Below are 12651 nucleotides of genomic sequence, written 5' to 3' on the forward strand. Positions count from 1 at the left end.
TGCCGCACTCCGGCGCCGCCTCAGCCGGGAGCGGGTTCCGTCACCGCGACCGGTACGGGACGGGTCTCCGGCAGCAGGGCGAAGCACCCCAGGCTGAGCAGAGCAACGGCCGTCAGATAGGCGCCGACACCCCAGGGCACCCGGCCCCCGTGCTCGGCAAGCGCGGTGGCCACGATCGGGGTGAGGGCGCCGCCGACCACTCCGCCTAGGTTGTAGCCCACGGCCGCGCCCGTGCAGCGCACCCGGGGTTCGTACAACTCCGGCAGATACGCGGCGATCACGGCGAACATCGGGATGAACGCGAGCATGGCGCCGAGGAAGCCGAGGAACATCAGCAGCGGCTCACCGGTCGACAGCAGGGCGATCATCGGGAACATCCACATGGCGACGGCCGCGCAGCCCTTCATGCACAACGACCGCCGCTCGTAGCGATCGCCCACGAGCGCCGCCAGCGGGGTCAGGACGCCTTGCACCACGACGGTCGCCATGACGCACGTCAGCATGACCGTACGGCTCACGCCGAGTCGCTCCGTCGCATACGCCAGGGACCAGGTCGTCACGGTGTAGAAGACCGCGTACCCCACCGCGAGCGCGCCGGCGGTCAGCAGGACGAGCCGCCAGTGGCGGCGCACGACCTCGGCGAGCGGCACCCGCGCGTGGTCGTCGATCTCGAGGAAGAGCGGGCTTTCCGCGAGTGAACCGCGCAGCCACAGACCCGCTGTCGCGAGCACCCCCGCGGCCCAGAACGGAATCCGCCAGCCCCAGGAGGCGAACTGCGCCTCCGACAGCGTGGCCGACAGCCCCAGCATCACGCCGTTGGCCAGTACGAACCCCAGTGCCGGGCCCATCTGCGGAAAGCTCGACCACAGCACGCGCCGCCCGGCCGGCGCGTGCTCCGCCGTCAGCAGCACGGCGCCGCCCCACTCCCCGCCGAGCCCGAGCCCCTGCAGAAAGCGCAGCACGAGAAGGAGCACAGGAGCGGCCGTACCGATCGTGGCGTACGTCGGCACGCAGCCGACCGCCACCGTCGCGGCTCCGGTCAGCAACAAGGAGGCAACGAGGACGGGCCGTCGCCCGTGCCGGTCCCCGATGTGCCCGAACAGCACCGAGCCGAGCGGCCGCGCCACGAAGCCGATGCCGAAGGTCCCGAAGGCGGCCAGCGTGCCCGCCAACGGCGAGAAGGTCGGGAAGAACAGAGGCCCGAGGACCAGGGCGGCCGCGGTCCCGTAGGCGAAGAAGTCGTAGAACTCGATGGCCGTCCCCGCGAGCGAGGCGGCCGCGAGCCGCAGCATGGAGGGGGCCCTTACGGTGCGTACGTGGTGCATGCCGCGTGATGTACCCATGGTGACGGTGGGTTACCGGGGGCGTGCGGGGGCTCGGTGCATCCGAGGGGTGGTGCGGGCGTGCGCCCGGGGGAGAGGGCGGTCAGTAGATGACGGTGATGCGCCGGGCGGGACCGTCCACGCGTACGGTGCCTCCGTACGGGACGACGACCTGTGGATCGGTGTGCCCGAGGTCCACATCGAAGACGACCATGGTGTGGGGAGCGTATGTCTTCAGGGCGCGCACGACGGCCTCACGCTGCTCCGCCGCATAACGAGCGCCCGCCGCGGGGCTGTTGGGCTGCTGAAAGGACCAGGTCTTCGCACGCCCCATGAGCAGTGCGGGGAAACGCTGGAGCAGTCCGCGTTCGCCCATGTTCCGCAGGAGCCGGAAGACTTCCTCGGCGCTGGGCATCTCCTCGGAGGTCTCCAGGAAGAGCACTCCGCCGTCGTGGACGGCCGGATCGCGTGCCACCTCGCGGTCGGCCATGAGCAGCCAGCCGAGGATCTCCAGATTGCCGCCCCAACTGCGGCCCTCGACCACATGGTCCGCGTTGAGCCAGCTCCAGTCCGAGCCCGGCCGGGTCTCGGGCTCCGCCTCGAAGGTCGCCGGATCCGCCCAGTCCCGGCTCGTGTCGTGCCAGCGCTCGGCCGGCTTCAACTCGTACTCGCCCGACGTGAAAAGGGCGGCTCTCAGCGACTCGGCGGAGAGCGGGGCCATGGCACCGGGGCGGCCGAACTCGACCATGACGGAGCCGCCGTGGTAGCTCACCACGCCGGTGTTCCACAGGAAGGCGTGCAGGTTCGTGTTGTCGCTGTACCCGAAGAACGGCTTCGGGTTGGCGCGTATCAACTCCCGGTCCAGCAAGGGCAGCACGGTGATCTGGTCGTCACCGCCGATCGACGCGATCACGGCCTTGACGGTGGGGTCGGCGAACGCGGCATGGAGGTCGTCCGCCCGCTCCTTCGGCGTCGCGCCCATCCTCCGGGTCGTCGGATACTCGACGGGGTCGAGCCCGAACTCGGTGCGCAGCCGCTCCAGCCCCAGTTCATAGGGGAGCGGGAAGAGGGCGGGAAGTCCGGCGGACGGTGAGACGACGGCGACTCGGTCGCCGGGCACCGGCTTGGGCGGGTACGTCGGTCGATCCATGATCGGAGGATATGAGTCGCCGTCTGCCGCGCGCACCGTGATAAACCGGGGCCGAGCAGCGGTCCTTCGTGGGCCGACAGACAGACCCGAACGGACCGGAGGAACCGTGCCCCGCACCCTGGCCAACGCCCCGATCATGATCCTCAACGGCCCCAACCTGAATCTCCTCGGGCAGCGGCAGCCGGAGATCTACGGCTCCGACACGCTCGCGGACGTCGAGGCGCTCTGCGCGAAGACGGCGGCCGCGTTCGGGGGCACGGTGGACTTCCGGCAGTCCAACCACGAGGGCGAGCTGGTGGAGTGGATCCAGGAGGCGCGGCAGAACCATGCCGGGATCGTGATCAACCCGGCCGCCTACTCGCACACCTCCGTCGCCATCCTGGATGCGCTCAACACCTGTGACGGACTGCCGGTGGTGGAGGTCCACATCTCCAACATCCACCAGCGCGAGCAGTTCCGGCACCACTCGTATGTCTCTCTGCGTGCCGACGGCGTCATCGCGGGATGCGGCGTGCAGGGATACGCGTTCGCCGTGGAGCGGGTCGCGACGCTCGCGGGGGCGGGGCAGAAGGAGGCATGAGGCGGCGGCGCCGGACGGAAACGGATGGATGAAGTCCGGTTGTCGCCCCGTTCCGGATGGAGACGCGCCGGTGCCTCGGAGCCGCCCCGCTTCCGCGGTCCGGCTCAGAAAGCGCCGCGTGCGCTCCTGCTGGGGGTCGCCGAAGATCTGCTCGGCAGTGCCGTGTTCCAGGACCACGCCGCCGTCCAGGAAGCAGACCTGGTCCGCGACCTCGTGGGCGAACCCGATCTCATGGGTGGCCAGCACCATCTTCATGGTGGCCAACACCATCGTCATGCCGTCGTCCTTCAGGCCCCGGACGACGGTGAGGACCTCGCCCACGAGTTCCGGGCCGAGGGCGGTGGTGATCTCGTCCAGGAGCAGCGGCCGGGGGCGGACGGCCAGCGCGGGAGCGCGCACGGGGTGTTGGCCTGTGCGAACGGTTCACACGGGGGGCGTGCACCTGGCTTTCACACCGGCGCACACGGATGACTGCCGGGTCGCCTCACCACCCCCGCGCGTGCCACTCCGGCAGGTGCGGACGCTCGGCGCCCAACGTGGTGTCGTTCCCGTGTCCGGGGTAGACCCAGGTCTCGTCCGGAAGCGTGCCGAAGATCTTCGTCTCGACATCGTGGATCAGACGGGCGAAGGCCTTCGAGTCCTTGTGCGTGTTGCCGACCCCGCCGGGGAAGAGGCAGTCCCCGGTGAACACGTGAGGGTGTCCGTGCGGGTCGTCGTAGACGAGGGCGATCGAGCCGGGCGTGTGGCCCACCAGATGGCGTGCGGTGAGTTCCACGCGCCCCACGCGGATCGTGTCGCCGTCATCGACCGGGACGTCCGTGGGCACCGGAATGCCCTCGGCGTCGTACCGGCCGGCGTACGTCCGCGCCCCCGTGGCCGCGACCACCTCGGCCAGCGCCTGCCAGTGGTCGCCGTGCCGATGCGTGGTGACGACGGAGGCGATGCCGTCGTCACCGATCATGCCGAGCAGCGTGCCCGCGTCGTTGGCCGCGTCGATCAGCAACTGCTCGTCGGTGGCCCGGCAGCGCAGCAGATAGGCGTTGTTGTCCATCGGGCCGACCGCGATCTTCGTGATCATCAGGTCCTGCAGCTCGTGCACATCGGCAGGGCCGCCGACCTTCACCACTCCGCTGTACGTCATGGCGGCAGCCTATAGCGGGGACGGGCCCAGGTCCTCCGGGCCCGGAGAGGGGACCGGCCCAGGCCGTCCGCGCCTAGAGAGGGGGCAGCGCCGGCAGCGTCCCTCCCTCGACCTTCAGCGCGGATCCGTCCCGGCGGCCGGAGAGCCAGCCGAGCAGGTCGGGCGCGGGACCCTCGACGGTGACCTCGGGCCCGGCCGCCTCCCGGCCCGTGCTCCACGCGCGCGTGCCGTCCGTGATGCGGGTGGGCGGAATGTCTGGATGCCCCGTGAACCGCGCCGCGAGGAAGCCGGTCTCCCGCTCCACGAACTCCGCGGGCAGGTCCTCCAGCTCGTACCCGATCCCGAGGTCGACGTGGTGCAGCGCGACCTCGATCCACCGCCGGAACGGCACGCGGGCCGCCGAGTCGGTGACCCCGTTGCGCAGCTCCACCGTGCGCGACCAGTCCGCGGGCGCCGCCCCGGCCTCCTGGAAGCGGGCCGAGCTCTCGCGCAGGTCGGCGAGCTGTTCGTGCAGGGGGCGCGGGGCGTCCCGCTCGATGTCGGCGTCCCGAGCCTGCGCGGAGACGTACATGGGACGCCCCTGCAGCACGTTCACGAGAGCGTCCGCGTTGCGGGCGAGGTGGGCGAGGACATGGCCGCGGCTCCAGCCGGGCAGCCGTGACGGCTCGGCCACGGCCGCGTTGTCCAGGGCGGCGACTGCGTTGAGCAGTCGGTCGGTTGCGTCGCGTACAGACGCCAGGTCGCGCGCGTGATCCATCATGGGGCCGACCTTAGCCCCGCCACTCCTTCGGGTGAAGGAGGTGGATCTGGCCCGCAAATCGAATGCACGTGCTATATGGTCGAGTGCGGCGTCGGGCATGCTGGAGGGGCGGGGATTGTTGTGAACCCCGGAATCCAACCGGCGTTGTCAGTGGCTCCCCCTAGTCTGGGAAACGACGGGGGCCCCGCCCCTGTCGCTTCTCTCAAGAAAGGTGCGGACCGGCGTGGCCGACCGTCTCATCGTCCGTGGCGCGCGCGAGCACAATCTGAAGAATGTCTCGCTCGACCTGCCGCGCGACTCGCTCATCGTCTTCACGGGCCTGTCGGGGTCGGGCAAGTCCTCACTGGCCTTCGACACGATCTTCGCCGAGGGCCAGCGGCGTTACGTGGAGTCGCTGTCCTCGTACGCTCGGCAGTTCCTCGGCCAGATGGACAAGCCGGACGTCGACTTCATCGAGGGCCTCTCGCCGGCGGTCTCCATCGACCAGAAGTCGACCTCGCGCAACCCGCGTTCGACGGTCGGCACGATCACCGAGGTCTACGACTACCTGCGTCTGCTCTTCGCGCGCATCGGCAAGCCGCACTGTCCCGAGTGCGGCCGCCCGATCTCACGCCAGTCGCCGCAGGCCATCGTCGACAAGGTCCTGGAGTTGCCGGAGGGGAGCCGGTTCCAGGTGCTCTCGCCGCTGGTTCGCGAGCGCAAGGGAGAGTTCGTCGACCTCTTCACGGATCTCCAGACCAAGGGTTACAGCCGCGCGCGGGTGGACGGCGAGACGATCCAGCTGTCGAACCCGCCCACGCTGAAGAAGCAGGAGAAGCACACCATCGAGGTGGTGGTCGACCGCCTCACGGTGAAGGACTCCGCCAAGCGCCGCCTCACCGACTCCGTGGAGACCGCGCTCGGCCTGTCCGGGGGCATGGTCGTGCTCGACTTCGTCGACCTCCCCGAGGACGACCCCGAGCGCGAGCGCATGTACTCGGAGCACCTGTACTGCCCGTACGACGACCTGTCCTTCGAGGAGCTGGAGCCCCGCTCCTTCTCCTTCAACTCGCCCTTCGGCGCCTGCCCCGAGTGCACCGGCATCGGCACGCGCATGGAGGTCGACCCCGAGCTGATCGTCCCGGACGAGGAAAAGACCCTCGAAGAGGGCGCCATCCACCCCTGGTCGCACGGACACACCAAGGACTACTTCGGCCGCCTGATCGGCGCCCTCGCGGACGCACTGGGCTTCCGGACGGACATCCCCTTCGCGGGCCTGCCGCAGCGCGCGAAGAAGGCCCTGCTCTACGGACACAAGACCCAGATCGAGGTCCGCTACCGCAACCGCTACGGGCGCGAGCGCGTGTACACGACGCCGTTCGAGGGCGCCGTTCCGTTCGTGAAGCGCCGGCACAGCGAGGCCGAGAGCGACGCGAGCCGTGAGCGTTTCGAGGGCTACATGCGCGAGGTGCCCTGCCCCACCTGTGACGGCACGCGTCTCAAGCCGGTCGTGCTCGCGGTCACGATCATGGACAGGTCCATCGCGGAGATCTCGGCGATGTCGATCAGCGACTGCGCGGACTTCCTGCGGCAGCTGAAGCTCGACGCGCGCGACAAGAAGATCGCGGAGCGTGTCCTCAAGGAGGTCAACGAGCGGCTGCGGTTCCTGGTCGACGTCGGCCTGGACTACCTCTCGCTCAACCGTGCGGCCGGCACGCTCTCCGGCGGCGAGGCCCAGCGCATCCGCCTGGCCACCCAGATCGGCTCCGGACTCGTCGGCGTCCTGTACGTGCTCGACGAGCCGTCCATCGGCCTGCACCAGCGTGACAACCACCGGCTGATCGAGACCCTGGTCCGGCTGCGCGACATGGGCAACACGCTCATCGTCGTGGAGCACGACGAGGACACCATCAAGGTCGCCGACTGGGTCGTCGACATCGGCCCCGGCGCGGGCGAGCACGGCGGCAAGGTCGTGCACAGCGGCTCCCTGAAGGAGCTGCTGGCCAACGCCGAGTCGCAGACCGGCCAGTATCTGTCCGGCAAGAAGTCGATCCCGCTGCCCGACATCCGGCGCCCCCGCGACCCGTCCCGGCAGCTCACGGTGCACGGCGCCCGGGAGAACAACCTTCAGGACATCGACGTGTCGTTCCCGCTGGGCGTGTTCACGGCCGTCACGGGCGTGTCCGGCTCCGGCAAGTCGACGCTGGTCAACGACATCCTGTACACGCACCTGGCCCGTGAGCTGAACGGCGCGAGGAGCGTGCCCGGCCGGCACACGCGCGTGGACGGCGACGACCTCGTCGACAAGGTCGTGCACGTCGACCAGTCGCCCATCGGCCGCACCCCGCGGTCCAACCCGGCGACGTACACCGGCGTCTTCGACCACATCCGCAAGCTGTTCGCCGAGACCACCGAGGCGAAGGTCCGCGGCTACCAGCCCGGCCGCTTCTCCTTCAACGTCAAGGGCGGCCGCTGTGAGAACTGCGCGGGCGACGGCACCATCAAGATCGAGATGAACTTCCTGCCGGACGTGTACGTCCCGTGCGAGGTCTGTCACGGCGCCCGCTACAACCGGGAGACCCTGGACGTCCACTACAAGGGCAAGTCCATCGCCGAGGTCCTGAACATGCCGATCGAGGAGGCCCTGCACTTCTTCGAGGCCGTTCCGGCGATCGCCCGTCATCTGCGGACGCTGCACGACGTCGGTCTCGGCTATGTCCGTCTCGGTCAGTCGGCGACCACCCTGTCCGGTGGTGAGGCCCAGCGGGTGAAGCTCGCCAGCGAGCTTCAGAAGCGCTCCACCGGGCGCACGGTCTACGTGCTGGACGAGCCGACCACCGGTCTGCACTTCGAGGACATCAGCAAGCTGCTCAAGGTGCTCGGGGGACTCGTCGACAAGGGCAACACGGTCATCGTCATCGAGCACAACCTCGACGTCATCAAGACCGCCGACTGGGTCGTCGACATGGGCCCCGAAGGCGGCGCGGGCGGCGGCCTGGTGGTCGCGGAGGGCACGCCCGAGGAGGTCGCCGGGGTCCCGGCGAGCCACACCGGAAAGTTCCTGCGCGAGATCCTCGGCGCCGAGCGCATCAGCGACGCGGCTTCGGTGAAGGCTCCCCGCGGGACGGCGGCCAGGAAGACGGCCGCCGCCTCGTCGACGGCGAGGAAGACCGCGACGGCCAAGACGGTGAAGACCGCGAACAACACCGTGACCAAGAAGGCGGCCGGCGCCACGAAGAAGGCGGCACCCGCGAAGAAGACCACGCGGGCGCGCAAGGCCTGACCGGATCAGGAACACGATCCGGCCTATCCAGCCCATCCGGCCGATCCGGCGCTCCGCGGGAATGTCCCGCGGAGCGCCGCTTGTCGCACCCGGGGCCTACGATCACGATCGGCCGCCGGGCCGGCATCGAGCGGTCCGTCGGTGTCAGACCTGGAGCCAGGGGCCGGTCAGTTCGGACGCGAACGGTGGTTCCGCACCGGCCCGGGAGCAGGTGATCGCCGCGGCGCGGGCCGCGAAGCCCAGCAGTTCGGCCCAGCCGTCGGCATCCAGGGCGGCCAGGGCCGCCGGGGAGAGGGCATCGAGGGCGGCCAGGCCATGCAGCAGCGCCGCGTTGACCGTGTCACCGGCGCCGATCGTGTCCACGACGTCGACCCGCACACCCGGCACGGAGTGCTCCGCCCCGTCGCGGGTGAAGGCCGTCAGTCCGTCACCACCATGGGTGATCACCACGGCGGCTGGGCCCGAGGCCAGCCATTCACGCGGAGTGCCGCCCAGCCACTGGGCGTCCTCCGCGGAGAGCTTCAGCAGCGACACGGACGGCAGCCAGTTCTTGAAACGGGCCCGATAGGCGTCGGGATCCGGGATCAGCCCCGCGCGGATGTTGGGGTCGAGCGCCGTGAACAGGCCCTGGGCGGCGGCGTCGCGCATCAGCTCCTCGTATGCGCTCGCCCCCGGTTCCAGGACGAGCGAGCAGGTGCCGAACGACAAGGCCCGGGTGCCCTGCGGAAGGCGCACCGGCGCCGTGAACAGCCGGTCGGCGGTGCCGTCGACGTAGAAGGAGTACGCGGCCGAGCCCCTCTCGTCGATGGTGGCGACCGCCAGTGTGGTCGGCTCGGTGCCGCGCTGGACGGCGGAGACATCCACGCCCGCCTCGCGCAGCCCGTCGAGCAGGGCTTCTCCGAAGGCGTCGTACGAGGCGCGGGAGCAGAAGGCCGTCGGGGAGCCGAGTCGGCCGAGTGCCACGGCGGTGTTGTACGGGCCGCCGCCGAGTGCCGGCTTCAGGTGTGCGAGTGCGCCCGGGCCCTGCGGGACCAGGTCGATCAGGGCCTCACCGGCGACGACGATCACGAGACGGTTCCCTTCTCGGAGGGTGTGTCGGGGCAACCGCACGAGGTGCGGTGGACGAACGCACAGGGCAGCCGCAGGGTGCGGGAAGGACGGTCCGGCGACTCCAGCCGGTCCAGGAGCAGCCGTACGGCCTGGGCGCCGAGCTCCGTGCTCGGCTGGGAGACGGTGGTGAGCCGGGGCGAGAAGAGATCCGCCCACGCGAAGTCGTCGAAGCAGCACAGTGCCAGGTCGTCCGGCACGGACAGCCCGCGGTCGCGCAGGGTGCGCAGAGCGCCGATGGTCATCGCGTTGTTGGCCGTGACCAGAGCCGTCGGCGGTGCAGCGAGCGACAGCAGAGTGGCGGTGGCGCGCTCGGCGCCCTCGGCCGCGGAGTCACCCCGGGCCACCAGTCGCTCGTCGTAGGGGAGGCCGGCGGCAGCGAGTCCGTGCCGGTAGCCGCCGATCCGCTCGCTCGTGGTGCTGAGCCCGGGAAGGCCCGCTACCAGTCCGATGCGCCTGTGCCCGAGTCCCGCGAGATGGGTGACCAGACGCGCCATGGGTTCGGCGTTCTCCGCGCAGACCTGGTCGAAGCGAAAGGGAGCCCTGGCATGTCCGTCGCGCTCGGAGGCGCCCTCGCCGGTGGCCGGTGGCGGGGGCGTGCGCGCGGGGACGTCCTCGACCAGTCGGTCGAGGAACACGGTGGGTACGCCATGCCTCCCCAGCAGCGCGAGAAGTCCGCGCGGGTCCGCCGAGGGCGCGATGATCAGGCCGTCGACGCGGCGCTCGTGCAGGAGCTGGACGACCTTGCGTTCGTGTTCGGGGTCGTCGTGGGGGTCGGCGATGAGCAGGCCGTAGCCGTGTTCCAGGGCCCCGGCTTCGACGCCCTGGAGGATCTCCGTGAAGTACGGGTTGCTGATCGCCGACACCGCGAGTCCGATGGACCGGGTGCGAGAGGTCACCAGGGAACGGGCGAGTGTGTTCGGTGTGTAGCCCAGCTCGTCGATGGCTTCCAGCACCGCCTGGCGGGTGTGGGGCAGTACCGGGCGGGTGCCGTTCAGAACGTGGGAGACGGTCGCCACGGAGACGCCCGCGCTCCGCGCGACATCGGCCATGGTTGCCAAGCGCGTCTCCCTCCTCGGGCCCTCGCTGCTCACGCCTTCCGATCGGAAGGTATCCCATTCGACGGCGGACGTAAACGCTTGCGCAAACGTTTACGTCCTCGCGCCCCCACCGTCTCCGGGCCACCGTCTCCTCAATCGGCCACCGCTCTCCTCACCCGTCATCGTTCCCCTAACCCGTCATCGACCTCCTCGCTCATCACCATCTCCTCGCTCATCACCGTCTCCTCGTCCGGCCACCGGCCCCTTGCCCCGCTCCCAGGCGGAACGGCCGCTGCCGGTATCGTCGGTCTGCCTCGCCGTCCCGGTGCGTACCGGACCCGACCAGTGGAGATCTCATGCCCGCCCGCCCCTCCGCGACCCGTCGTACCGTCCTTCGCGGGGCGGCGCTCACCCCGGTCGCCGGGCTCGGCCTCGCCGCCTGCTCGCAGGGAGGCGACGGTGCCGCCGCGCCCGCCACGCCGACCGCGCCGGTCACGCTGGGAGCCGACGGTGAGGTTCCCGAGGGCGGCGCGAAGCTGTACCGGGACGAGAACGTGGTGGTGAGCCGGGCCAAGGACGGCTCCCTGAAGGCGTACAGCACCATCTGCACACACGCGGGGTGCGCCATCGACAAGCTGTCGGGCACGACGCTCGTCTGCCCCTGTCACGGCAGCCGGTTCGACGCCACGACCGGCAAGGTGGTGCAGGCTCCGGCCACCGAACCGCTGCCCGAGCTGCCCGTCGAGGTGAAGAACGGCCACATCGTGGCGGGCCCGGCGGTCTGACGGTTCAGGCGGGCCCGGTCACTCCCACTCCCAGCCGATCCCCACGATCCCCGACCGCACCCGCGGCTCCACCAGATGCACCGAGCGGTGGCGTCCGCTCAGCGCCAGCTCTTGGCGGCCGCTGCGCGGGGCGGCGGCGGAGTGCTGGGTGAAGCGGTGGCAGCGCACCGGCAGCGCCTCCTCGGCGAAGCGGATCTGAAGCGCGTACTGCCCGCCCGCCAATCCGAATCCCCGGACGTACTCGCAGGATGCGCCCGCGGTGCCGTCCTCGATGGCGTAGCGGAAGAGAAACGTATCCCCGCTACGCAGTCGTGTGTCGAAGAGCAGTTCGGCGACCAGGACGCCCGTGTCGTGGTGCCATCGCACGCGCCCGGTGCGGCAGTTTTCCAGCGCATGCACCCGGGTGCGCTCCGGGTTGCAGCCCGGGTCACCGTGATGGATGGCGACATAGCGGTCCACGCCGTCCTTGTGGGCGCGCACGATGTGGTGCGACTCGCGGGCCAGCAGCTCCCGGCGCGCCCCGATGCGGACGCGTTCGTGGTGCCCGATGGTGTGCAGCCCCCCGTCGAGCGGCGACTCCAACTCGGCGAGGAGCCGTTCCAGCACGTCCGAGGCCTCCACCAGGGAGCGGTACGAGCGGCCCGAGGGACGGTCGGGGCCGGTGTGCTCGTCGGCCTTGGTCAGCAGCCGGACCAGCGACTCGTCCGGCAGCTGGAGTATCTCCTCCAGGGCACGCACGGCGCGCAGGGACTCCGGGCGTTGGGGGCGGCGCGCGCCCTGCTGCCAGTAGCTCAGACTCGTCACGCCGACCCTGACCCCGTACCGCGACAGATGGTGCTGCACACGCTGCAGCGGCAGCCCGCGGGCGGCGATCGCGGCGCGCAGCGCGACATGGAAGGGGCCGCCACGCAGGGCCGCCTCCAACTCTGCCGGGGCGACGTCCGCGTGCTGTGTGCCGTGCCGCATACAGGGGCCTTTCTGTGTATGTTCACGACGGCTGGTCAGACCGTTCGAGCGGGTCGTTCCGGGCCGCCGGGGGACGCCCGGAGCTCGTTCACAAGCGAACCCCGCCGTTCACGGCCCAAAGTTTCCCCGCATTGAAGCGTGTTGACCAAGCTCCGACAACACCCGATGCCCACTCCACGCAACACTCTCGTCGCCGACACCGCGAGGCCGGCCGGCCGGGCGCGCCCGGGTGCGCGGCCCACATGACGCGGGGCTGCGGCCTCCACCGCCGGGAGCTGCCGAGGCGGGGGAGCGGTGCCTGGGACGCCGTACGGCACACGCGCGTGCCGCTCACGTTGCGGAAGTACGGGGCGGGTGGCCTCACCGTCCCCCCTTCTCGGCCAGCGCCGTGGATGTGGCCGGTACCGGCGCCACGGCAGCCGTCGTCGCTACCGGTGCCACGTCAGCCGTCACCCCAGGGCCCGCGCCTCTCGTGTCCCACGGGTCCCGTTGGCCCTTGTCCACAGGGGCGCCGCGGTGTCGGTGGCCGCCAGTAGGG

10 protein-coding genes and 1 pseudogene are annotated in these 12651 nt (G+C 70.6%); 3 read left to right on the forward strand and 8 right to left on the reverse strand.

Annotated elements, in window-relative coordinates; genetic code table 11:
* Positions 1 to 20: 20 nt before the first annotated feature.
* Entirely contained in the window at positions 21 to 1325 is a 1305-nt protein-coding gene (locus AAW14_RS14725) for an MFS transporter (protein WP_265563998.1), read from the reverse strand.
* Between the two features lie 100 nt (positions 1326 to 1425).
* A complete protein-coding gene (locus AAW14_RS14730) occupies positions 1426 to 2472 on the reverse strand; it encodes a S66 family peptidase (protein ID WP_265564000.1) in 1047 nt (348 codons plus the stop codon).
* Between the two features lie 106 nt (positions 2473 to 2578).
* Here AAW14_RS14730 and aroQ point away from each other — a divergent pair, with 106 nt between their 5' ends.
* Positions 2579 to 3052 (forward strand): type II 3-dehydroquinate dehydratase, encoded by a 474-nt coding sequence (gene aroQ / locus AAW14_RS14735; protein ID WP_265564002.1) that lies wholly within the window; start codon positions 2579 to 2581, stop codon positions 3050 to 3052.
* Between the two features lie 78 nt (positions 3053 to 3130).
* Here the strand turns inward: aroQ and AAW14_RS14740 are convergent.
* From AAW14_RS14740 to AAW14_RS14750, 3 genes and pseudogenes are all read right to left on the reverse strand, one after another.
* Positions 3131 to 3439, reverse strand: a pseudogene (locus AAW14_RS14740) (peptide ABC transporter ATP-binding protein); the annotation flags it as partial.
* Positions 3440 to 3536: 97 nt separating this feature from the next.
* Positions 3537 to 4193 (reverse strand): MBL fold metallo-hydrolase, encoded by a 657-nt coding sequence (locus tag AAW14_RS14745; protein ID WP_265564005.1) that lies wholly within the window; start codon positions 4191 to 4193, stop codon positions 3537 to 3539.
* Positions 4194 to 4266: 73 nt separating this feature from the next.
* Positions 4267 to 4953 carry a maleylpyruvate isomerase family mycothiol-dependent enzyme gene (locus AAW14_RS14750; RefSeq protein WP_265564007.1) on the reverse strand — a complete coding sequence of 229 codons (687 nt, stop codon included), beginning with the start codon at positions 4951 to 4953 and terminating at the stop codon, positions 4267 to 4269.
* A gap of 223 nt (positions 4954 to 5176) precedes the next feature.
* Here AAW14_RS14750 and uvrA point away from each other — a divergent pair, with 223 nt between their 5' ends.
* Positions 5177 to 8215, forward strand: coding sequence for an excinuclease ABC subunit UvrA (gene uvrA / locus AAW14_RS14755; RefSeq protein WP_265564009.1), 3039 nt, complete (start codon positions 5177 to 5179; stop codon positions 8213 to 8215).
* A gap of 144 nt (positions 8216 to 8359) precedes the next feature.
* Here uvrA and AAW14_RS14760 read toward each other — a convergent pair whose 3' ends face one another.
* Positions 8360 to 9283, reverse strand: a complete 924-nt coding sequence (locus AAW14_RS14760) for a carbohydrate kinase family protein (protein WP_265564011.1) — start codon at positions 9281 to 9283, stop codon at positions 8360 to 8362.
* Complete coding sequence (locus AAW14_RS14765) at positions 9280 to 10383, reverse strand: LacI family DNA-binding transcriptional regulator (RefSeq protein ID WP_265564012.1); 1104 nt, start codon at positions 10381 to 10383, stop codon at positions 9280 to 9282. Before AAW14_RS14765 ends, AAW14_RS14760 begins: the two co-directional genes overlap by 4 nt.
* 335 nt (positions 10384 to 10718) lie before the next feature.
* Between AAW14_RS14765 and AAW14_RS14770 the strand changes: the two genes are divergently transcribed.
* Positions 10719 to 11147, forward strand: a complete 429-nt coding sequence (locus AAW14_RS14770) for a Rieske (2Fe-2S) protein (protein ID WP_265564014.1) — start codon at positions 10719 to 10721, stop codon at positions 11145 to 11147.
* Positions 11148 to 11165: 18 nt separating this feature from the next.
* On the opposite strand, the gene AAW14_RS14775 is transcribed toward AAW14_RS14770, so the two are convergent.
* Positions 11166 to 12113, reverse strand: coding sequence for a hypothetical protein (locus AAW14_RS14775; RefSeq protein ID WP_265564016.1), 948 nt, complete (start codon positions 12111 to 12113; stop codon positions 11166 to 11168).
* Between the last annotated feature and the right edge of the window lie 538 nt (positions 12114 to 12651).

The organism is Streptomyces hygroscopicus, assembly GCF_026168105.1.
GTDB classification, from domain to species: Bacteria; Actinomycetota; Actinomycetes; order Streptomycetales; family Streptomycetaceae; genus Streptomyces; species Streptomyces hygroscopicus_D.